Genomic DNA, 21,421 nt, shown 5'->3' on the forward strand with positions numbered 1-21,421 from the left:
CAGATCATAGTCCAACCGTAATTATCCGTTAATTAAACGTAAGATATCATTGTATGTTACTGCCAGCATCAAGACAAACAACATCGCAAATCCGATGAAATGTACCATGCCTTCGCGATTTGGATCAACAGGTCTGCCTCTCAGCGCTTCAATCCCCAAAAATACAAGACGGCTACCGTCAAGTGCAGGTATTGGCAACAGGTTGAAAATTCCAAGATACAGACTCAAAATGGCTGCCCATCTCGTTAACTGCTCAATTCCTTGTTTTGCAATCTGTCCTGTCACTTCAAATGTACGAACCGGACCACCAATATCGTCCATGTTAAATTGATTGATTAAATGTTTGAAACCTTCAAATATCACTTTGGTTGTATCAACCATTGCTACGCCGGATACTGTAAATGTTTCTACAAATCCAACAGATCGGGTAGGTAACGTAGGCACAATTCCCACTTTCCCGCCCTCTTGTCCTTCTACGGTACGTGGAGTAATCGTAATATTAAACGTTTCACTGCCTCGTCGCAGCGTCCACTCCATCGGCTTGTCTTTGGAATCAGCAATCATTGTCACCATTTTTTGTGAATCCGTACCAATAGCAGTACCATTGATGGTTTCAATAATATCACCCTTTTGCAGGTTCGCCTGATCGGCTGCCCCACCTTCAAGCACTTCACCAATCTCAAGATTTTTCGGGTTTTCCACCGGAACTCCTGCCATCTGTGCATATACAGCAAACAGCACAAAGGCCAAGATAAAGTTCATCAGGGGTCCCGCAAAAATAGCCAATGCTCGCTGCCCAACGGTTTTGCTGCCGAATTGGCGATCTTTCGGTGCAATCTGTGTTTGTTTGCCACGACTCACCAACATGGCTTGAGGATGTATGCGATACTCCTGAATCTCACCATCTACATCCAGTTGAAGCTTCAGGGCCCTCTCCATATCAATGGAGATGACTTCACCACGTATTACATTTTTACGGTTATCCAACTGATCCAGATAAATCATTTTCACCTGGTCGTCTGCAGATCTTACCACAATGGTCTGACCTTCCTGGATCTCTACCAGTTCCGGGTCTTCCCCTGCCATCCGTGCATATCCGCCAAAAGGCAACAAACGCAATGTAAACTGGGTCTCGTTTCTTTTATATGAGAACAATTTGGGACCAAAACCGATCGCAAATTCCCGTACAAGAATACCGGCGCGTTTGGCAAAGTAATAATGCCCCCATTCATGAACCGTCACGATGACAAAGAACATGAGCACCGTTAGAAATACCACTTGTATGGTTTCCAATCCCTATCCATCCTCCTTCACGGCACATACCGCAGTCTGTCCCTCTAGATTATCATTATTCTCTGATGTCGCACAAGAGAATCACTTCTTCCATTTTGTTATGAAAAAAGAGATTACAGACTGGATGCAAGCTTACGGCTCTCCAGATCACATTGGGCGATCTCCTGCATGTCAGGCTCGTCCACATTGTGGTGCGCTTCCAGCACAGAAGCAATAATATCTTCTATTTTAAGGAACGAAATCTCTTTACGCAAGAAACGGGCTACAGCAACCTCGTTGGCAGCATTAAACGCCGTTGTTGCGGTTCCTCCCATTTTACCACACTCATAAGCCATTCTTAAACATGGGAAGCGTTCCATATCCATCTCACGGAAATGTAATTTTCCCGCCTGAGCAAGAGACAAACGCTCAGCTGGTGATGGCAGACGGTCAGGGTAAGTCAGTGCATATTGAATAGGAACTCGCATATCTGGATTCCCTAGTTGAGCGATGATGCTGGTATCATCAAATTCCACATACGAATGAATAACACTCTCCGGGTGAAGCAATACGTTAATCTGATCATATTGAAGACCAAATAACCAGTGTGCTTCAATGACCTCAAGTCCTTTGTTCACCATCGTTGCGGAATCTATCGTGATTTTGGAGCCCATTGACCAATTTGGATGCTTGAGCGCATCCTCTATAGTAACGTTTTTCAACTGTTCACGGGTAAGATCACGAAATGATCCACCTGAAGCCGTGAGCGTAATGCCTGTCAGGCGCTCTCTGTTTTCACCATTTAAACATTGGAATATAGCAGAGTGCTCACTATCAACGGGCAGTAAAGAGACTCCTTTGGCAGACGCTCTTGTAGTGACAATATGCCCCGCCGTAACCAATGTTTCCTTATTAGCCAGTCCAATCTGTTTGCCTGCGTCTATGGCAGCAAGCGTTGACTCCAATCCAACACTCCCCACTACCGCTGTAACAACCGTATGCGCATCGGTTCCTGCTGCAACTTCTACGAGTCCCTCGTTGCCGTAAAACAGTTGCGTTCCTGCAGGCAAATGTGGAGCTACCTTCTCTGCCAATTCTTTGGATCCCACCGATACTTTCTTCGGTCGGTAACGTTTGGTTTGCTCAATCAGCAGGTCTGTATTGCCTCCGGCAGCCAATCCCTCCACTTGAAAAAGTTCTGGATGCATATCTACTACATCAAGTGTCTGAGTTCCAATGGAACCAGTCGACCCGAGAATCGCAATTTTTTTCATGCTGCACCTCATCTTTTATTATCCAATGCTACAGTGAACAATGCTGTTATCTCAGACCATGTTCTTTTTTAGTAGGGCAGTAGCATTAGTATATGTACGAATGGAAAAACAACAATCCAGCTGTCGCACCGATCAAGAATGCCGCCATGCCCCGGGAGAAGACTGCCTGAATCCTTGATATTATATACACGTTTGTAAGCAGACTGGACCAAGTCGCCCATCTGTCCTACAACTGCGCAGGCAATTCCGATCACGATCGCTCTCTGCCAAGAAAGCAAACCATCTGACACTAATGCAAAAACAACAGAAGTTATAATTGCAATCACTATGCCACCCAATGCACCCTCTACAGTCTTGTTTGGACTGATGGAAGGCCACAGTTTGTTTTTACCAATCCATTTCCCTACAAAATAAGCCCCTGCATCACTTGCCCATATAGAGCCAAGCAAGAGGAACGTCCAGAACAATCCATGATGCAGGTGTCTGGATTCTGCAATGTAATAGAAACCAATCCCTATATACAGTACGCCAAGGAAAAGCATGGCTACTGTATTCACGGGAACCTTATTCTTAGTGACAACCGAAGCTGTCATTAGTACAAGCATTACAATCCAGATGACCTGAAATAAGGATAGCGGTCTTGCTTCCCAAAGCATTTCCCAAGGAAACACTATGGCAAAAACACCCGCATACCCAATCAGGGCCACACCTGAAAAAGGCATCACCCCGGTCATTTTTACAAATTCATAATAACCGATGAGAGCCATAAGCAATACCAAACCATGGTACCAGGGTCCGCCCAGCATGCAAAAACCTAAAAACAACACACCTGCTATGATTCCTGTCGTTAATCGCTGTTTCAACGGCTTCATCCTCCATCTATTTCAAACCGCCGTAACGCCTTGTTCTGCGCTGATATTCGGCTACTGCTTCAAGCAAATGCTTTTTGCCAAATTCGGGCCAGTATATATCCGTAAACCATAATTCACTATATGCAAGTTGCCAGAGCATGAAGTTACTCAATCTCAACTCCCCACTCGTCCGGATTAGCAGATCCGGATCAGGCATGTCAACCGTCAACATATGTCTATCAATGAGTTCAGGTGTTATGTCCTCTGCCGATAGTTCCCCCGATTTCACCTGCAGAGCGATCTGTTTAACACAGTCTGTCATTTCTCGACGACTTCCATAATTCATTGCAAAGTTCAAAACGAGACCAGTATTATGTTCCGTAAGACGAATGGCTTCCCGCAAGGCATTGATGGTATGAGAAGGTAAATGTTCTTCTTGGCCCATCATGCGAATGCGCACATTTTTTTCTATAAGTTCATCCAGCTCAATGGCCAGAAATTCTTGCGGAAGTCGCATCAGAAAATCCACTTCTTCTTTTGGACGCGTCCAGTTTTCTGTCGAAAAAGCGTACATCGTCAGATATTTGATGCCCAGTTCATCCGCCGCGATGGTCGCACGTTTGACCGCCTTCATGCCATTTTGGTGTCCGGCTATACGCGGGAGTCCCAAACGTTTGGCCCATCGTCCATTGCCGTCCATGATGATGGCGACGTGCTGCGGGATATTGTCCTCGGATATAGTCAGCGTTTCCTGCTTGTCAGCCCCATTCCACCACGACCGAACCCGTTTGATCATTCCTGTTCCTCCAAAATCCCTGAAGTTTCTTTATCTGAAGCTTGGAAAAAGAGACAAAACCCCACCGTATTGGAGGGGCTGCGCTTGTCTTACACTTCCATGATTTCTTTTTCTTTGGCAGCAAGTACCTTATCGACTTCAGCAATAAACTTGTCGGTCGATTTTTGGATATCGTCCTGATGTCTCCGGGATTCATCCTCGGAAATGTCTGACTTCTCCATTTTCTTGATGTCATCATTCGCGTCACGGCGAATGTTACGAATCGCTACTTTACCTTCTTCACCGAACTTCTTCGTCAGCTTCACAAGTTCCGCTCTGCGTTCTTCCGTCAATGCCGGAATAGACAGACGGATCATGCTACCATCATTCGCTGGAGTAAGACCCAGGTCCGATTTCATGATGGCACGCTCGATATCACCCATGGAAGATTTGTCCCACGGCTGAATCATCAGTGTACGGGAATCCGGAGTACTGATATTAGCTAGTTGGTTCAATGGCGTCATTGCTCCATAATACTCTACCTGAATTCGGTCCAAAAGAGCTGGAGTTGCACGGCCTGCACGCAAAGTAGCCAGGTCACGACGCAATGCTTGAATTGCTTTTTCCATACGCTCTTCGGCATGTTGTTTAACCGCTTGTGGCATTAATCTACACTCCCTTTAACGATTGTTCCGATACGTTCGCCCAGAACAACACGTTTGATGTTACCTTGTTCCGTAATGGCAAATACGATCAACGGGATGTTGTTGTCCTTACAAAGCGAGGATGCCGTCGAATCCATTACACCAAGGTCTTTGTTAAGAATATCCATGTAAGTCAACTGATCAAATTTCACAGCTGTACTGTCCTTAAACGGATCTGCTGAGTATACACCATCGACTTTATTCTTGGCCATCAAGATAACTTCTGCTTCAATCTCCGCTGCGCGTAGTGCTGCTGTTGTATCAGTGGAAAAGAACGGGTTACCTGTACCTGCTGCAAAAATAACGACCCGGCCTTTCTCCAGATGACGAATAGCTCTACGACGAATATAAGGCTCTGCAATTTGCTGCATTGCAATAGATGTCTGTACACGTGTAGGTACTTCAATCTGTTCCAAAGCATCCTGCAGTGCCAGCGAGTTCATTACCGTCGCCAGCATACCCATATAATCGGCAGTTGCACGATCGATGCCGTTTTCGCTACCAGCTATTCCACGCCAGATGTTTCCGCCGCCACATACAATAGCAACCTGTACACCAAGTGCAACAACCTCTTTTACCTGTTGGGCAATCGACGAGATCGTGTCTGCATCAATACCGTAGCCGTTTTGACCGGAAAGAGACTCTCCGCTGACCTTTAAGACAACACGTTTAAATACTGGCTGTTCCAATTATTCACCCTCCACTTTGAATTGAACACGCTCGGTGTTCAACCAACAAAACTTCTCGCGCATGGCCTCCTGCTTAAAAAGAAAGGAACACAGTTGTGTTCCGCTCTTTTAGGAAAAACGTTCAACCGGTAAGGCAATGTTTTCCTGAGATATAAGGGAGTTTACGCTTCGAAGTTTCATCATTCTTATATCTTCGAAAATCAATCTTGCTTGCCGGTTTAGAAAACCGTCTTATTTGTTTACTTGGGACATTACTTCTTCTACGAAGTTGTCTACTTTTTTCTCAAGACCTTCACCCAGTTCGTAACGAACGAAACGACGGATGGAGATGTTTTCACCGATTTGGCTGATTTTTTCATTCAACAATTGGGAAATCGTTTTGTCTGGATCTTTAACGAAAGTTTGTTCCATCAGGCAGTATTCTTCGTAGTATTTACCGATACGGCCTTCAACCATTTTTTCAATGATTTTCTCTGGTTTGCCTTCGTTAAGAGCTTGAGCTTTCAGAATTTCTTTTTCTTTTTCCAGCTCTTCTGTAGGAACTTCTTCGCGTGTAACGAATTTAGGGTTAGCTGCAGCGATTTGCATAGCTACATCTTTAACGAAATCCTTAAATTGATCTGTTTTACCAACGAAGTCTGTTTCACAGTTAACTTCAACCAGAACGCCAATACGTCCACCAGCGTGGATGTAAGATTCTACAACGCCTTCAGTTGCTGCACGGCCCGCTTTGCTTGCTGCTGCAGAAAGACCTTTCTCACGCAACAATTCAGCTGCTTTCGTTACATCACCGTTTGCTTCTTCCAGTGCTTTTTTGCAATCGAGCATACCAGCGCCCGTTCTTTCGCGAAGTTCTTTTACCGCACTCGCATTAACTGCCATTATAAATTCCCTCCAAAATTAAGTATTGTACGTACACTCTAAAAAAAGGGCAGTGAGAGGTTATCCACCTGCCAACCACCCTTTTCATTTAGTTTGTTGCATATGTTCGAATCTATTAAGCGGAAGTTTCTTCGCCTTGGTTAGCTTCGATTACAGCATCAGCCATTTTACCTGTCAGCAATTTAACAGCGCGGATCGCGTCGTCATTACCCGGAATAACATAATCGATCTCGTCCGGATCGCAGTTAGTATCAACGATACCTACAATTGGGATACCCAATTTGCGAGCTTCCGCAACAGCGATACGCTCTTTGCGTGGATCGATGATGAACAGGGCGCTTGGCAGGCCTTTCATATTTTTAATACCGCCCAAGAATTTCTCAAGACGATCTTTTTCTTTGCGAAGCAAGATTACTTCTTTTTTAGGCAATACAGCGAATGTACCGTCTTCTTCCCAAGCTTCCAATTGTTTCAAACGATCAATACGTTTTTGAATCGTTTGGAAGTTAGTCAGGGTACCGCCGAGCCAGCGTTGGTTAATGTAGAATTGACCAGCACGTTCAGCTTCTTCTTTAACGGAATCTTGAGCTTGTTTCTTAGTACCCACGAAAAGAATTTTACCATTCTCTCCTGCGATTCCTTTAACGAAGTTGTAAGCCTCTTCGACTTTTTTCACCGTTTTTTGCAAATCGATGATGTAAATTCCGTTTCTTTCAGTGAAGATATAACGATCCATTTTTGGGTTCCAACGACGAGTTTGGTGACCGAAGTGTACCCCAGCTTCGAGAAGCTGCTTCATGGAGATTACTGCCATCTTCACACACCTCCTAATATGGTTTTTATTGTGTCCTCCGCCGGCATCATTTTTCGCCAAGACTCTCCATAAGGAAAGCACCCTCAACAAAATTAGCACATGCGTGTGTTTTAACACCGTTATCTAATATAGCATAACTGACTGCCTGATGCAACAGTCTTTGAAACTAAAATCTCTTTTATACTTTTTGCTTCTAACGGAGCAATTCAACCGTGTTCTGGTACTCATAACTATTTATTAATGAAGCTTTCAAAAAACACGATTAAATACACAAAAACCGTCCTGTCCGAGCACGCTCAGCTTGACGGTTCTTTCGTAATTTTTGCGATAATGGATTTGAAACTTTCACCTTTTTCAAGTGCATAGGTACCTACTTGAATTTTGGTGTTGATTCGCTCAACCTTACCAGCCTTGATGAACGCTTGAGCATCATCAACGATTCCAGCTGTTTTCAGGTTTCCTGCAACGATTGCCAGACTATTGCCTGAACGTACTTTGAATGAAACTGTCGCGCCTTTCGGATTACTCGGCGTTGCAGGTTCAGTGGTCTTCGGCTCAGTTATATCTTTCTGCTCTTCACTTTCACTTGTAGAAGGCTCATCTGGCTTCTCAGGTTCGGCAGGTGTTTCTGTAGTGGTTGCTGTCTCAGGCGCGGTTGCTGTATCTCCCTGCATTTCACTGCTCTCCTGTTTTTTCTTCTCCACCCACTCTGCTTCTGTGTAAAGTTCCTCCTCAGAATCTATCAACTTCATGTCCAGACTTCTCGCGGCTGTTTCAAGTTGTTCTTTGGTCATATTGGCGGTCTTCTCGGGGTCAAGGTTACTATCCGATAGTGCATTCTGTCCCACTGTTGCCAGTTGAAGCAAAACTGCTCCAATGATCATACCGCTCCCCAATCCAATCCATAAGGATCGCTTGTCCATGACTCAGCTCTCCTCCCGTTCGGCAAGTTGCAGTATTAATTGTACTTCCCCACGTTGAATGCCTGTTTGCTTGGAGATGGCATCCATTGACTTACCCTCTGCATGTAAACTAAAAAGTTCCGCATATCGAACTTTAATCGATTCACGTTGAGGAACTGATTCTGTCTTGCTACTCTGAAGGTCTGCCTCTTGCGCCTGCTGGGCTGCCTCTGCTTGCACACTTTTCACCAGCGCTTGTGCTTGCAATCCTCCGGAAGCTTGTACCGGCATATTACCTGGATGTTGAACTGGTGATGCAACGGGTTCGTTCATTTTGCTCTGTTCCAGCTGATCCAACCGCTGCTGTAATTCCTGAAGTTGCGATTGCATACGTTGATCGGCTGCTGTCGCTTCTCCTTTCAATTCAGCTACACGCCGAATGAGAGCATCATTATCATTTTCAATTTCTGTCATGTAATGTTCAAGCGTAGATTCCATCTCTTGCACCAGTTGATGCCCTGGCTCCTGCGCCTTGTTTTTCCGGGGCATGATATATGCGTAGGCAATGGCGCAGGCCCCTAATATGACAATAATGATCCATGGTGACAAATTCGGTTCTCTCCTTCTGATTCAACCATCGGTGCGTTAAACGGCATGTCCATCCAATCATCTATTACAGAGACAGATCAATGTGTTTTCCTTTATAGGGGTGCTCGGCAGGTTTGACGTTTTCCTGATCTTGAACCGTTTCCTGTACACCGGAGCCACTCTGCTGATTTCCATCATTCTTATGACCATCACGCACCGAAGTTTGTGAAGTTTCATCCATTGCTTCACTACGTTGCCTTGCTTCATTTGCTTCCTTAGACGTTTGCTCTGCCAAAAGATTCTGATCCGTAATCGGTCTTTGCTGGGCTTCACTTTGATAGCGTCCCGCCTCGCTTGTTCGTGGTACCGCAATCTGCAACTCCACTGCTTTGAAACTCATACGCTCACCTCACGGTTTCGAATGGATTTCTTCATGTGCCTGAATGCTGTACTTAAACGTATGGAACCATCGTAATATCGCCATCGTGATAATAAAATGAAATTCGACTGACTGGATCTTTAATAAATTTCGTGTATCTGCCGATAACTATTTTAGAGCCTCCAAAAATCATCTTAAGAATATCAACACGAGCCTTGCCTGTATCTTCAAGTGCCTTCTCAATTTCAAAGATGCGCATTTTCGTTTCTTCACTTACACGAAGAGCAGATTTCTGCGTAGCACTTAGCTTGATTCGCATCGACATCTTATCCGGAGTTAATTGTCCTGCGGCAGCTAACTGATCCAGCAATGTCAGAGCTTTCTTCGTTTTGTCCAAGGAATCCATCTGCTCTCTGACTTCCTTGCGCAGATCATTAAGTTCGTTACGGAGCCTCGGTAGCACACCAACTTCAATAGCTGTGACCGTGGACATACTGTTGCCTACAACACGCGCTGAGACGTTCTGACCAGCCTGGATTGATCCTCCAACGATAAGACCTTTGGTTCCTGCACAGATGACACCATGGCCAGCACGAATATTGGAATGCATAATGCTTTGGGAAACCAGAACATCTTCACCGGCATCCACATTGCCTTCTTGAATAAACGTACATTTAACATTATGGCCTGCTTGTACCAGTCCTTTGTTATAACCAATAATGCCACCGGTAATTTCGATTGAGCCGCCTGCTTCCAGTTCCGCTCCTTCGACACCTCCGACGACACGAATATCACCTGCTGCTTTTACTTTGAATCCGGTAAGTACGTTTCCTCGTATGACAACCGTACCTACAAAGTCGATATTGCCATTATTATAGTCAACGTCTCCATTAACCTCAAAAACTGGAAATACATTTAGTTTGTTACCGTCTGTTTTAGTAACCAGGCCATCCAACGCTGCATACATAGCCGATCCATCCGGGTTAATCACTACGTTTTTCCCAACTTTAAACCGAGCTTCTTTACCAGGACGATAAGGAATTTCCTCACCTGTTACTGCCCTGCCTGGTATGCCATCGACAGGAGCAATTCGCTCTGCAATGATCTGACCACTACGCACATTGTTTAACCGGGTCACTTCTTTGTAATCGACAGTTCCATCTTCCGATTCGAGCGGTCGCCGTTCATTCGTATCGTCCATCCCTACCAGGACCTTGATGAAGCCATCTGTTCCTTGAATGGGAGCGACACCTTCGGCAATCTTATATTTATCTTTCAAATAGATTTCAGGGTTACTCACCAAAAGTAATAATGCTTCTCGCAAAACACCTTGTTTGATGCCCTTGTTGGCCACAAATTGTTCAAGTTCATCAATCGTGCAGGCAAAGCCTTCTTCCTCTTTGGAAAATTCAAGGTAGGCTGTGCATTTGTCGTCCGATAAAACAATGTTTAAACATTGTTCCAAAGCAGTCCGCTGTGTCACCGCAATTCTTCCTCCTTTTAGACTTTCCACTCCCCAAACTCCAATGTATTCCTTTTCTCTATTAATCCTTACGCATCAACAAATCTTTCTGTTTGTCCAACGTGCCACGTAGTCGTAATATTGCCTTGGAATGTAACTGGGATATACGAGACGGAGAAAGAGACATAACCTCCGCAATTTCACTAAGAGACAGATCTTCGTAATACAAGAGTGAAACGACTGTTCGCTCTTTTACCGTCAACTTGTCAAGCCCTTGCACCAATGCTTCCTTCAAATAAAACTCATTCACTTTATAATCCGGATTTTTGGCTTTCTCATCTACCATCAAAGACAGACGTGTCTCAGACTCTTCTTCACGAATCGGGTCTTCCAATGAGCATAGTGACATGACTGCCACTTCCTGAAGCATATGTTGAAAATCTTTGGTCGACACATCCAGATACTGACTCATTTCCTCATCACTAACGGATCTGAGATAGCTTTGTTCCAGCTGTTGGTAGGCGTCCTCAATCCGCTTGGCCTTCTCCCTAACAGAACGCGGAACCCAATCACCTTGACGCAGACCGTCAAGTATAGCTCCGCGGACCCTCCATGAAGCATAGGTTTCAAATTGCAGACCACGTTCATAGTCGAACTTCTCCAATGCATCAATCAACCCCATAACTCCATTACTCTCCAAATCATCTTTGGGAACATTTTTGGGCAGACCGACAGCCAGGCGACCTGACACATAATTTACAATATGGAGATACTTTTCAATCAAATTTTTCTTGGCTTCAAGATCTCCATGTTCTTTCCACTTTTCCCATAGATCAGAATGGTTCAAATGTGAAGCTTTACGCTCGTTCAATTGCTTTCACCCTCCTTATTTGTCTGTCAGGTGACGAACGGCCTGCGCCAATTCCTCCGGATCCTTGGTCCGGACAAGTTTAGGCGGATCCAAAGGGGCGAATCCCGTTGGAGCTTTCGTCTCAGATGGCGGAATATTATCCCCAGAGGAGGCGTTCTGTCCACTCTTGAGCAAGTCATTCAGCTCTTGTCCATCATCTTCGAGTTTGATGTCCACCTGTGAACCTCTTTGATCTTGAGCACTTGGTGAATCATAACCATACCCATTTCCCTCGGCCTGAGGGTTCAATAACAATCCCAATCCCCAGCGTAAGCCATATGCAAGGACAAACCAGGCTACGAATCCAATCAATCCGCGAATTAAACTGGTCATCAACACATTGCTGCTGAATGCTACAAAAAAAGTAAGAATAAATCCAACGATGCCTGCTCCAAGATTAATGCGGTAGTTTCCTATCATAGTCTTATAGTTCCTTTACACCCATTTGGACACTGCGAATAGTCAAAAGTCCAGTTTCACAATCCATTTCAATCGTTCGTCCGTAATTACCACCCGTATCTTCTGCCAGAAGTGGGATCTTGAGTTTCTGCAGCCACTCTCGACAAGAATCTGCGTTTCTTGGGCCAATCCGCATCGTATCCCCGGCACCAGCAAAGGCAAACATCTGAGAGCCTCCGGCCATTTTAGAAACGATACGTGAGTGAGAAGCGCCTAGTTTTATCATTCTTTCCAAAAGCTCAGGCAACGCCGTATCCGCATATTTGGCTGTGTTCAGTTTCCCTTCTCGGGCAATCTCTGAAGTAGGAAGCATAACATGCGCCATTCCAGCCAGCTTCAAATGTGGGTCATACATTGTTAATCCCACACACGAGCCCAAGCCAGTTGTACGGATTACACCAGGAAGATGAGCGATGTTTAAATCCGCCATACCGACTTTAACGACGCTTTTGTCCTCAATCATGGCTCAGTGGCACCCCTAGCGATTCAAATATCTTTGCAAATGATGGTGGATCCGGAATCAGGAAAAACTGACCTTCAACCTGATCTTCACCTTCAAAGAAAGAGGTGTCAATCAACAATGCATCATCACCCATCTCGCCAAATTGCAGCAAGCCATAGCTCAAAATGGCACCTGCCATATCAATGGCAAGTCCAGGAACGGTTGGGTACATGGACAACTTCGTGAAATCTGCCAGAGAAGAAAGATATGAGCCAGCCAAGATATTTCCAATTTCGGAAAGCGCTGATTGCTCCATATCCGTGAAAGCAAGTCCTTCTTTCAGATCAAACCCGGCAAGTCTATTCAACAACATTTTAGCAGCCTCGGGGGTCATCATAAAGAAAAGATTTCCCGGTGCTTCCCCTTCTACACGAAGAAATACGGTAACAACGATGCGTTCATCTCCGCCCACTTTTTCAGCGACTTCTTCAAAAGGGAGCATTTGTACTGTAGGTACACCCATGTCAATCGGTCTGTTGAGGAGTTGAGACAACGCCGTTGCGGCGTTGCCTGCTCCAATGTTACCGACCTCTTTGAGCACATCCATCTGGAATACCTCAAATCGGTTGAACATCTCCACGGTACTAGCCCTCAACACTTTCCAGCTGTACAATCTCGCTTTTGTTTAATACTTCGTTCAAGTTGAGCATGATCAGCAAGCGTGAATCCTCCAATTTGGCCACACCACGCAGGTATCTAGCTTTGACGCCGCCAACCACTTCTGGTGGGCTATCGATGGCACTGCTCTTGATATCAATAACATCATTGGCAGAATCTACGATAAAGCCAACTTGCATGTCATCTACACCTACGATAACAATACGAGTCTGATCCGTGTACTCCGATTCCGGAAGGGAGAAACGACCGCGTAAATCAATGACCGGAATTACAACACCGCGTAGATTAATTACTCCTTTTACAAAAGAAAGTGTTTTGGGAACACGGGTAATTGGCATCATGCGCTCGATCGTCTGAACCTTGTCTACCTCAATACCATACTCTTCGGAACCCAATTTAAAGACGATGACTTTCAACTCTTCTTCCATGTAAAAAACCTCCCTATTAAATGTAAGACTTAGCTATATGCTTATTTAATAAATGCATTAGGATCAAGAATCAGGGCTACTTGTCCATCTCCGAGAATGGTTGCTCCAGAGATTCCTTCAATAGCAGGAAGATAGGTTCCCATTGATTTGAGAACAATCTCACTCTGTCCAATAAATTCCTCAACAGCTACCGCTGCAAGACGGTCACCTTTGCGAATCACGACAATTTCGGTTTCCTGCTCATCAGCATCATTGAAATCCGGTACAGAGAAAACTTCGCTCAAGGACAAGTATGGAATAAGTGATTCACGGAATGTGATCATTTTATTGCCATGGATATTACGAACCTGTCCACGCTGTACAATTGCTGTCTCTACAATGGAGGACAATGGAACAGCGTATTTCTCTGAACCGAGTCGAACAAGCATTGCAGCAATAATGGAAAGAGTCAACGGAAGCTGAACAGAGAAATTCGTACCCTTACCTGGAGTCGAATGAATCGTTACATTACCGCCAAGCGATGTGATTTTAGATTTTACTACATCCAGACCTACGCCCCGACCAGAGATATCAGAGATAACATCGGCAGTACTAAAACCAGGTGCGAACAACAGTTGATTCACTTCATCGTCGCTCATCTTGGCACCTTGTTCTTCGGTTACAACGCCACGTTTGATCGCGGTTTGCAAAAGCTTGTCGCGATAGATGCCTTTACCATCATCTTCAATCTCGATAAATACGTGATTTCCACTATGGAAAGCGCGCAGGTTTACTGTACCCATCTCTGGTTTTCCTGCTGCTACACGCTCTGCAATGGATTCCACACCATGGTCAACCGCGTTACGCAGCAAATGCACGAGTGGATCACCAATCTCATCGATTACCGTACGATCGAGTTCCGTCTCAGCACCAGTAATCACCAGATCAATTTTTTTATCAAGTGTCTTAGCCAGATCACGGATCATGCGCGGGAATCGATTAAATACGGTATCTACTGGAACCATCCGCAATTTCAATACAATGTTTTGCAAATCTGTGCTAACTCTACTTAAATGCGCTACCGTATCAGATAAATCATTGTTGCCTGTCTCACTGGCCAATTGCTCCAGACGTGAACGGTCGATCAACAATTCACTGAACAGGTTCATCAATACGTCGAGACGTTCAATATCCACACGAATGGTACGTGAAGGTGCAGCAGCTTGCTTCGGTGCAGCTGTTTTAGCTGGTGCCGTTGTGGCTTCTTCTTTCGGTACAGAATTCTTATCCGGCGAAGCAACCTCAGCTACAGCTGTTGGTGCGGGTGGCGCTTCAACTGTAGCTGCGACCTGATTGGCCATCTGCTGAAGAGTCTCCTGATCCAGTTGAATGAGCTTCGCACTTTCAATTTCGGAGATACTCATGATGCCTTCTTCCAGTTCGTGCGCCTCTTTAGTTGTTATGTAATACAACGAGAAACTGCGCTCAAACTTCTCCTGCTCAATATCCTGAACGGATGGGTAAGCCTTAACGACTTCACCTGAACGTTCCAGCATATCAAAGACCATATAAGCCCGTACACCTTTTAACTGGCTATGTTCGCTAACAAGCACATCCACGTAGAACACACGATGACCTTCGGCGATCGACTGATCCAGCACTGAATATTGGAATTCATCCAGCTCCACAGCCGAAGAGATTGAAGCGTTAGCCGGCTTGTTTGTTTCTGTAGCAGGTCCGTCTCCGTTTGTCATTTCACCATTTTCAATGGCCTGAAGTGAAGCTACGATTGCCGAAACATCTGCTTTACCTTGTCCACCCTCGGTAATATCCTGAACCATGGTTTCCAAAGCGTCCAGACTCTTGAACATGGTATCAAAAATGTAATCCTGCATTTTCAACTTCTCATTACGAACCAGATCCAACACATTTTCCATTTTATGTGTCAGTGATGCCAAATCTTCAAAGCCCATAGTTGCTGCCATACCCTTCAAGGTATGAGCAGAGCGGAATATAACCTGAACTATGCCCAGGTCTTCCGGATTGCCTTCAAGTTGAAGCATGTTTTCGTTAAGGGATTGCAGATGATCATTAGACTCATCAATAAACATGGATAAATATTGGTTCATGTCCATTGTGAGGCACCTCCTCCGTGAGTTACACTCCGTTATTTCACTGCTTGAACAAGTTTAGACGCAATCTCCTGCAATGGCAGAAGATGACGAACGCATTGCAGCTCTACAGCAGAACGCGGCATACCATATACAACACATGTTTCTTCATTCTCGGCAAAGGTTGATGTAACTCCAGCTTCGTATAATCTCTTCATCATACGTGCTCCATCACTTCCCATTCCCGTGAGCAAAACAAGATGCCTTTGTAAAGATGTAAACGGCAGAAGTGACTCAAACATCGTATCCACTGAAGGTCTATGGCCATTCACTGGTTGATCTTCAGTCAGCTTCACGATAAACTTCCCGTCTGCTGTTTTGTTAACTTTCACATGGAATCCGCCGGGTGCTATATAGGCGGTTCCTTTTTTCAGAACCATGCCCTCTTCAGCTTCAACCACATGCAGTGGACTGAATGTATTTAATCGTTGAGCCAGAGAACGTGTGAAGTTGGGCGGCATATGCTGCACAATAATAACCGGTGCAGGCAAATCAGCAGGCAACTGCTCAAGCAATGTTTTGAGAGCCCTCGGTCCACCCGTAGAACAACCTATTGCCACAAGTTTGTTGAATGGTCCTTCCAGCCCCCCTCCACCTTTGGGGACAGGATTAGGCTTGATTACATCCTTGGCTTTTGCAGAGGCAGAAGTTGCCGCTATTTGATCGGCTGCCACTCTAGCTGCATTAGGTAGTCGAACTTCCTTTGGAGTCTGTACCGGATTAGCTGACCTCACTGCTTTTTCTGCCTTCGTCCCCAAATTACGCTCAGCCTTCGGCAAAGGCTCTGGTTTGTTCTCTACGCGACTTGGTTTTGAAGGTGACAATGGTTCAATTGGTTTCTTTGATTTGTCCTGAAAAGCTTCAGTCCGCTCTCGAAGAGAGTGTTGAATCGTCTGGACAGGTTCGATCGTTTTTTTCACAGGTTCCGCTCGATCCCTAGCCGGCAGTTCTTTCTGCACTGGCTGAGTTGGGGGAGCAACCGCTCCTCGCAACATGTCTCTATTTTTCATGGATAACTCACGATCAGCTTTTCTTTTGATCTCATTCATCGCAGCACGCATGCGCTCAACCAAGGCTTTACCGACTTGAGCAATATCCTGGTCATGTGAAATAGATGGTTTGCGAATGAAGTCAAATGCCCCTGCTTCAAGCGCCATAATGGTTTCTTTCATGCCCTGTTCATTGATACCAGAGAGCATAATCACAGGAACGAAGGAATCCTTCATAATTGATTTTAATGCATCCAACCCATTCATTTCGGGCATCTCAACGTCCATTGTGATAATATCGGGTTTCAATTCTAGCGATTTTTGAATCGCTTCTCTACCGTTTGATGCCGTTGCTGTAACCTTGAATTCCGGATCCGCCTGGATCAAATCCGTAACAATCTTACGCATAAAAGCGGAATCATCGACAACCAAAACTTGATACGCCGCCATGTTGTGTCACCCCTGTTTCCTTTATTCAGAAATCATGTTGTCCGTTTAAGCCACTTATTCATAAATCCCCTGATTCCTGTCAAGGTTCCGGATCCCGGAGTTGCAGGTACAGCCAGATAACGAAGAGCAAGTTTCTCTATATCTTTGGAGGCTTTGGCATTCGGATAAGCCAGACTATAGGGCATTTGCCTTTTAACCGCCTTGACTACCTGGGCGTCTTCTGAAATATACCCAAGCAGCGGAATATCCGTCTGCAAAAACCGCCTCGCCACTCCAGCTATTTTATCTGCCACCCGTTCCGCTTCTCGTTCGTCTTCCACCCGGTTAACGATCATCCGAAAGGGCGTAGCATTTTCCTGGCCGTGCATAACTTTGACTAAAGCATAAGCATCGGTTATTGAAGTCGGTTCAGGTGTAGTTATAATCAGGCATTCATCAGCAGCACCGATGAACTTCATATTCTCTCTGGAGAGTCCTGCCCCAGTGTCAAAGATGACATAATCCATTTCCTGGGCAATATCCTCGACTTGACTGGCGAAGAACTCCAGATCACGATCAGACAATGAGAACAACTCTTTCATGCCTGATCCCCCAGCAATGTAAGGCAAGCCACTGGCACCCAGTTGTATGATTTCCCTTATGGATTTATGTCGGTACAACAGGTGGTAAAGATTATAGGAAGAAGACGTACCCATAAGAACATCAATATTAGCCATTCCAATATCAGCATCAAATACAAGTACCTTTTGCCCCAAAGCCTGCAATGCCAAGGCGAAGTTCAGTGTGAAATTGGATTTACCAACACCTCCCTTACCACTGGCCACAGTAATGATTTTCGAGGATCGAATATCTCGCTCAATGCCTTCCAATTCCAATGGCGCGGAGACCATACTTCGAAGTGCAGCTGCCTGATCCTTCATTGTGACCATTCTCCCAGCAACTGTTTAGACAACGAATCTGCATCCGGCTTCAACAAATCGTCCGGAACATTTTGTCCATTAGCCACATATGCGAGCTTGAGTGGAAAACGATGCAACAGGTTAAATAACGGACCACAGCTTCCGGTCTCATCCATTTTGGTGAAAATCACCTTGTCCAGACCATATTTACTGAAATGTTCGGTGATCTGAACCATATCAGCACTTTTGGAAGTCATACTCATCACCAGAAAAGTTTCACTATTCTCTACAGGAGCAAGCAAACTTTGCAGTTCAGAGACAAGTAATTCATTTCTGTAGTTTCTACCTGCAGTATCCATAAAGATTAAGTCACAATTCCCTAATCGAGAAATTGCACGCTGCGTATCACCGGGCGATTGTACCACCTCAAGTGGTACATTCAGAATGGATGCATAGGTTCTAAGCTGTTCTACTGCCGAGATCCGATACGTATCTGATGTAATAAATCCAACTTTACGCTGTTTTTTGAACATCTGTTCAGCAGCCAATTTCGCTATTGTCGTGGTTTTTCCTACACCGGTTGGTCCAGCTACGTAGACGATTCGTGTGGTAGGTAGAATACCCTCTTCGATACGTTGTTCCAAAAAGTGCATGACCTCAAGTTTTACCGCTTGTTCTGCTTCCTGTTCATTCAATCCATCCTCAGAAAATTTTGCCTGAATCGAATCGAACCATGATTCCCATACTTCAGGCCAAACATCTTGTTCTGTCAAACGTTCTCTGATTGATTGCAATGCTTCTGGCACAGGGTCCGCAGAAGTACCTTGCTTGGAAAGCTTGGTTACCATTTGTTTAAGATCCTGCAATTCAGTCATTAACTTATCCTGCTGCAGATCTGAGCCCGTTTGCTTCGTGGCAGTAGTTAAACCCGAAAAATCCGCCCCTTGCGGTCGCGGTTTATGATCCGTACTCGAAGAACCTGAGCCGCTGTCTATGTTTGAACCAATATTACTCGATTCAAACATAGACGGCGCAGCCACAGATTTTTCCTGAGCATTCTGATCAGCTGTATTCGTTGTAGCCGACTCATCAGAAGCCGCAACAAACGAACGAGCTGTTTGCCGATAGGCCTCAGGTACAAATGCACGAGGTACAGGTGTAAAGTGATTTTGTACTGGCTTCGTCGTTTGCTTGTTTTCTTCTTTATCCACTGCAGCTACAACTTCGATCCGTTTTTTGCGGAACATTCCCATCACACCGCCCACCTTAATCTCTTTGGTGGACAGAATGACGGCATCACTTCCCAGGTCTTTGCGAATTTGAAGCATAGCTTCGGGCATGGTCTCAACAACGTATTGTTTTACTCTCATAAGTTCACCACCCCGATACTTTGAATTTCAACATTCGGCTCCAACTCGCTGTAGGAAAGTACAGGAATGTCCTGCATAGTACGTTCAATAACCTGACGCAGATACATCCGAATGGTTGGAGAAGTTAATACAACAGGTTGCTGCCCCGATTGAATCAAACGGTTCACTTGTTCACTTAGCTTCTGATACACACTCTGTGTAGATACAGGATCTAGCGCAAGATAGCTTCCTTGATCCGATTGTTGTACACTTTCAGCAATTTTCTTCTCAAGACCAGGTCCAACCGTGATCACGCGAAGTGTCTCACCTTTTTGTGAGAACTGCTGAGTAATCTGACGTGAGAGGGATTGTCTGACATATTCAGTCAACACATCAGGGTCCTTTGTATACGTTCCGTAGTCAGCCAGTGTCTCGAAGATGGTTACCATGTCACGGATCGATACTTTCTCACGCAATAACTTGGCAAGTACTTTTTGCACATCACCAATGGAGAGTAGAGAAGGAATCAGTTCATCCACCAGCGCAGAATAGTTTTCTCTGAGATTATCAACAAGTGCTTTCGTCTCTTGTCTTCCAAGCAGCTCATGTGCATGTTTCTTAATCAGTTCCGTCAGATGGGTAGCAACAACAGAAGGTGGATCTACGACTGTATATCCTGCAAGTTCCGCTCTGTCTTTGGTTACTTCATCAATCCATAGTGCCGGAAGCCCAAACGCCGGCTCTGTCGTTTCAATCCCCGTCACAGACTCCTCTTCATAACCAGGACTCATGGCAAGGTAATGATTCAACAACAGTTCTCCGCCGCCTACCACATTACCCTTGATTTTAATAACATACTCATTGGGTCTGAGCTGGATATTATCCCGAATCCGAATCACCGGAACGACCAAGCCCAGTTCAAGAGCACACTGTCTGCGAATCATAATGATCCGATCCAATAAGTCCCCCCCTTGCTGGTTATCAGCGAGCGGGATCAAACCATACCCAAATTCAAACTCAATAGGGTCAACCTGAAGCAGGTTAATTACACTTTCAGGACTTCTGACCTCTTCAATCTGCTGTTCTTCTTCCAACTGTTCTTCCGCTTCCTGTTTCAAGTTCAGATTATTCTGCATGCGCCATGCGGCAAATGCCAACACACCCGCCAACGGAAGTGTAGTCATAACATGGATCGGTGTGAAGAAACCGAGCATGGCAATAACGAAAGCTACAATGTAAATGAGGATCGGGTATGTAAACAATTGCCCCGTAATATCATCTGCCAAGTTTCCTTCTGACGACGCTCTGGTGACGATAAGCCCTGCTGCTGTGGAAATAAGGAGAGCAGGAATTTGGCTTACCAACCCATCTCCAATAGTCAAAACAGAGTACGTTGACATTGCATCTGCAAAAGCCATCCCATGTACAGTCATACCGATAATAAATCCACCAATGAGGTTGATCAGGAGGATGATAATACTTGCAATTGCGTCGCCTTTGACAAATTTGCTTGCTCCGTCCATTGCTCCGTAGAAATCGGCCTCGCGTTCTATTTTGGAACGACGTTCACGAGCTTGTTGTTCGTTGATCAGGCCCGCATTCAGATCGGCATCAATACTCATTTGTTTACCTGGCATCGCATCAAGGGTGAATCGGGCTGCTACTTCAGCTACACGCTCCGAACCCTTGGTGATAACGATAAACTGAACGACAACCAGGATCAAAAACACGATAAATCCAATCGCAATTTGCCCACCAGCAATCCAGCTACCAAAGGTTGCAACTACAGCTCCGGCATCCCCATCACCAAGGATTAATTTGGTTGTCGAAATGTTCAGTGCCAGTCGGAATAGTGTAGTGATCAACAGCAAAGCTGGAAAAATAGAAAACTGCAACGCTTCCTTGCTGTTCATGGCAACAAGGAGTATCATCAGAGCAATTGAAATATTCACGACCAGCAACAAGTCCAACAGCCAGGGCGGGATCGGGAGAATCATCATTAACACAATGCCAATGATACCCGCAAGGACAGCTATATCTTTAATTTTCAATGAATGTACGGCCTCCGATCCCCT

Annotated in this window: 22 protein-coding genes; all 22 read right to left on the bottom strand. The window is 45.2% G+C overall.

Annotation, left to right across the window (positions count from 1 at the left end):
• Positions 1–21: 21 nt before the first annotated feature.
• Positions 22–1,293, bottom strand: coding sequence for an RIP metalloprotease RseP (gene rseP / locus WFI24_RS26150; protein WP_336764916.1), 1,272 nt, complete (start codon positions 1,291–1,293; stop codon positions 22–24).
• A gap of 113 nt (positions 1,294–1,406) precedes the next feature.
• A complete protein-coding gene (locus WFI24_RS26155) occupies positions 1,407–2,546 on the bottom strand; it encodes a 1-deoxy-D-xylulose-5-phosphate reductoisomerase (protein WP_336764917.1) in 1,140 nt (379 codons plus the stop codon).
• Between the two features lie 68 nt (positions 2,547–2,614).
• Positions 2,615–3,409, bottom strand: coding sequence for a phosphatidate cytidylyltransferase (locus WFI24_RS26160; RefSeq protein ID WP_145318849.1), 795 nt, complete (start codon positions 3,407–3,409; stop codon positions 2,615–2,617).
• A gap of 16 nt (positions 3,410–3,425) precedes the next feature.
• Positions 3,426–4,193 carry an isoprenyl transferase gene (locus WFI24_RS26165; protein WP_017689151.1) on the bottom strand — a complete coding sequence of 256 codons (768 nt, stop codon included), beginning with the start codon at positions 4,191–4,193 and terminating at the stop codon, positions 3,426–3,428.
• Positions 4,194–4,282: 89 nt separating this feature from the next.
• Positions 4,283–4,837 (bottom strand): ribosome recycling factor, encoded by a 555-nt coding sequence (gene frr / locus WFI24_RS26170; protein ID WP_017689152.1) that lies wholly within the window; start codon positions 4,835–4,837, stop codon positions 4,283–4,285.
• A complete protein-coding gene (pyrH, locus tag WFI24_RS26175) occupies positions 4,837–5,565 on the bottom strand; it encodes a UMP kinase (protein ID WP_017689153.1) in 729 nt (242 codons plus the stop codon). The genes frr and pyrH overlap by 1 nt, the downstream gene beginning before the upstream one ends.
• 231 nt (positions 5,566–5,796) lie before the next feature.
• Positions 5,797–6,447, bottom strand: coding sequence for a translation elongation factor Ts (gene tsf, locus WFI24_RS26180; protein WP_062833819.1), 651 nt, complete (start codon positions 6,445–6,447; stop codon positions 5,797–5,799).
• A 115-nt stretch (positions 6,448–6,562) separates the two neighbouring features.
• Positions 6,563–7,261, bottom strand: coding sequence for a 30S ribosomal protein S2 (gene rpsB / locus WFI24_RS26185; RefSeq protein ID WP_017689155.1), 699 nt, complete (start codon positions 7,259–7,261; stop codon positions 6,563–6,565).
• Positions 7,262–7,557: 296 nt separating this feature from the next.
• Positions 7,558–8,184, bottom strand: coding sequence for a hypothetical protein (locus WFI24_RS26190; RefSeq protein ID WP_336764918.1), 627 nt, complete (start codon positions 8,182–8,184; stop codon positions 7,558–7,560).
• Between the two features lie 3 nt (positions 8,185–8,187).
• Complete coding sequence (locus WFI24_RS26195; RefSeq protein ID WP_336764919.1) at positions 8,188–8,772, bottom strand: hypothetical protein; 585 nt, start codon at positions 8,770–8,772, stop codon at positions 8,188–8,190.
• A gap of 64 nt (positions 8,773–8,836) precedes the next feature.
• Positions 8,837–9,151 carry a hypothetical protein gene (locus tag WFI24_RS26200; RefSeq protein ID WP_336764920.1) on the bottom strand — a complete coding sequence of 105 codons (315 nt, stop codon included), beginning with the start codon at positions 9,149–9,151 and terminating at the stop codon, positions 8,837–8,839.
• Positions 9,152–9,203: 52 nt separating this feature from the next.
• Positions 9,204–10,613, bottom strand: a complete 1,410-nt coding sequence (locus tag WFI24_RS26205; protein WP_336764921.1) for a DUF342 domain-containing protein — start codon at positions 10,611–10,613, stop codon at positions 9,204–9,206.
• Positions 10,614–10,674: 61 nt separating this feature from the next.
• On the bottom strand, positions 10,675–11,463 hold the full coding sequence (locus tag WFI24_RS26210) for a FliA/WhiG family RNA polymerase sigma factor (RefSeq protein WP_145318858.1): 789 nt from the start codon (positions 11,461–11,463) through the stop codon (positions 10,675–10,677).
• Positions 11,464–11,478: 15 nt separating this feature from the next.
• The gene (locus tag WFI24_RS26215; RefSeq protein ID WP_336764922.1) at positions 11,479–11,922 is read right to left on the bottom strand and encodes a hypothetical protein; all 444 of its coding nucleotides are present in this window, start codon (positions 11,920–11,922) and stop codon (positions 11,479–11,481) included.
• 4 nt (positions 11,923–11,926) lie between these two features.
• Positions 11,927–12,424, bottom strand: a complete 498-nt coding sequence (locus WFI24_RS26220; protein WP_145318862.1) for a chemotaxis protein CheD — start codon at positions 12,422–12,424, stop codon at positions 11,927–11,929.
• Entirely contained in the window at positions 12,417–13,037 is a 621-nt protein-coding gene (locus WFI24_RS26225) for a chemotaxis protein CheC (protein ID WP_139331862.1), read from the bottom strand. The genes WFI24_RS26220 and WFI24_RS26225 overlap by 8 nt, the downstream gene beginning before the upstream one ends.
• 10 nt (positions 13,038–13,047) lie before the next feature.
• Entirely contained in the window at positions 13,048–13,509 is a 462-nt protein-coding gene (locus WFI24_RS26230; protein ID WP_145318865.1) for a chemotaxis protein CheW, read from the bottom strand.
• 41 nt (positions 13,510–13,550) lie between these two features.
• The gene (locus WFI24_RS26235) at positions 13,551–15,623 is read right to left on the bottom strand and encodes a chemotaxis protein CheA (protein WP_336764923.1); all 2,073 of its coding nucleotides are present in this window, start codon (positions 15,621–15,623) and stop codon (positions 13,551–13,553) included.
• A gap of 32 nt (positions 15,624–15,655) precedes the next feature.
• Positions 15,656–17,098 (bottom strand): chemotaxis-specific protein-glutamate methyltransferase CheB, encoded by a 1,443-nt coding sequence (gene cheB / locus WFI24_RS26240; RefSeq protein WP_336764924.1) that lies wholly within the window; start codon positions 17,096–17,098, stop codon positions 15,656–15,658.
• 32 nt (positions 17,099–17,130) lie between these two features.
• Entirely contained in the window at positions 17,131–18,018 is an 888-nt protein-coding gene (locus WFI24_RS26245) for a MinD/ParA family protein (RefSeq protein WP_076208891.1), read from the bottom strand.
• Complete coding sequence (gene flhF, locus WFI24_RS26250; RefSeq protein ID WP_336764925.1) at positions 18,015–19,367, bottom strand: flagellar biosynthesis protein FlhF; 1,353 nt, start codon at positions 19,365–19,367, stop codon at positions 18,015–18,017. The genes WFI24_RS26245 and flhF overlap by 4 nt, the downstream gene beginning before the upstream one ends.
• Positions 19,364–21,397, bottom strand: a complete 2,034-nt coding sequence (gene flhA, locus WFI24_RS26255) for a flagellar biosynthesis protein FlhA (RefSeq protein WP_336764926.1) — start codon at positions 21,395–21,397, stop codon at positions 19,364–19,366. The genes flhF and flhA overlap by 4 nt, the downstream gene beginning before the upstream one ends.
• Between the last annotated feature and the right edge of the window lie 24 nt (positions 21,398–21,421).

Origin of the sequence: Paenibacillus sp. USHLN196 (genome assembly GCF_037144955.1) — a bacterium.
Lineage (GTDB): Bacteria > Bacillota > Bacilli > Paenibacillales > Paenibacillaceae > Paenibacillus > Paenibacillus xylanexedens_C.

What these genes read in the sequence shown, in the direction of transcription:
- cheB (WP_336764924.1), bottom strand. Translation starts at nt 17,098, where the DNA reads ATGGCGGCGTATCAAGTTTTGGTTGTCGATGATTCCGCTTTTATGCGT.
- tsf (WP_062833819.1), bottom strand. Translation starts at nt 6,447, where the DNA reads ATGGCAGTTAATGCGAGTGCGGTAAAAGAACTTCGCGAAAGAACGGGC.
- WFI24_RS26190 (WP_336764918.1), bottom strand. Translation starts at nt 8,184, where the DNA reads ATGGACAAGCGATCCTTATGGATTGGATTGGGGAGCGGTATGATCATT.
- WFI24_RS26155 (WP_336764917.1), bottom strand. Translation starts at nt 2,546, where the DNA reads ATGAAAAAAATTGCGATTCTCGGGTCGACTGGTTCCATTGGAACTCAG.
- WFI24_RS26165 (WP_017689151.1), bottom strand. Translation starts at nt 4,193, where the DNA reads ATGATCAAACGGGTTCGGTCGTGGTGGAATGGGGCTGACAAGCAGGAA.
- frr (WP_017689152.1), bottom strand. Translation starts at nt 4,837, where the DNA reads ATGCCACAAGCGGTTAAACAACATGCCGAAGAGCGTATGGAAAAAGCA.
- rpsB (WP_017689155.1), bottom strand. Translation starts at nt 7,261, where the DNA reads ATGGCAGTAATCTCCATGAAGCAGCTTCTCGAAGCTGGGGTACACTTC.
- WFI24_RS26215 (WP_336764922.1), bottom strand. Translation starts at nt 11,922, where the DNA reads ATGATAGGAAACTACCGCATTAATCTTGGAGCAGGCATCGTTGGATTT.
- WFI24_RS26235 (WP_336764923.1), bottom strand. Translation starts at nt 15,623, where the DNA reads ATGGACATGAACCAATATTTATCCATGTTTATTGATGAGTCTAATGAT.
- WFI24_RS26200 (WP_336764920.1), bottom strand. Translation starts at nt 9,151, where the DNA reads ATGAGTTTCAAAGCAGTGGAGTTGCAGATTGCGGTACCACGAACAAGC.
- flhF (WP_336764925.1), bottom strand. Translation starts at nt 19,367, where the DNA reads ATGAGAGTAAAACAATACGTTGTTGAGACCATGCCCGAAGCTATGCTT.
- WFI24_RS26220 (WP_145318862.1), bottom strand. Translation starts at nt 12,424, where the DNA reads ATGATTGAGGACAAAAGCGTCGTTAAAGTCGGTATGGCGGATTTAAAC.
- WFI24_RS26225 (WP_139331862.1), bottom strand. Translation starts at nt 13,037, where the DNA reads ATGTTCAACCGATTTGAGGTATTCCAGATGGATGTGCTCAAAGAGGTC.
- WFI24_RS26230 (WP_145318865.1), bottom strand. Translation starts at nt 13,509, where the DNA reads ATGGAAGAAGAGTTGAAAGTCATCGTCTTTAAATTGGGTTCCGAAGAG.
- WFI24_RS26245 (WP_076208891.1), bottom strand. Translation starts at nt 18,018, where the DNA reads ATGAAGGATCAGGCAGCTGCACTTCGAAGTATGGTCTCCGCGCCATTG.